Source organism: Corynebacterium sp. UMB9976 (assembly GCF_030212265.1).
Classification (GTDB): Bacteria; Actinomycetota; Actinomycetes; order Mycobacteriales; family Mycobacteriaceae; genus Corynebacterium.
The window spans coordinates 1-223 of sequence record NZ_JASODY010000199.1 but is presented as its reverse complement, the minus strand read 5'-3'; the positions used below and the strand labels follow the sequence as shown (position 1 = coordinate 223).

The 223-nt window shown below is 55.2% G+C and carries 1 pseudogene; it reads right to left on the bottom strand.

Going from position 1 to position 223, the window contains the following annotated elements:
* Positions 1-25: 25 nt before the first annotated feature.
* Positions 26-223 (bottom strand): annotated as a pseudogene (locus tag QP140_RS10360) (IS1249 family transposase); the annotation flags it as partial.

Sequence of the window (223 nt, the reverse complement as noted above, 5' to 3'; positions counted from 1 at the left end):
CGGCGTGTCGCCGGGTGGGCCCTTTTTATCTCATGGGCCCTTTCCGGATTCCTATGTTGTGTTGGTATTCGGTTGGGATAGCGTTGTCGTAGAAGGCTGGTCGTCCTGTTTCGTGGTCGGCTTTGTTGTGGTCTTCTGGGACAAGGTCGTTGACTTTGGCGAGTTGATCTTGTCCGTAATTGCACTGCCTGGCGATCTTTAGCGGGTCGTCAGGCAGCTGCGT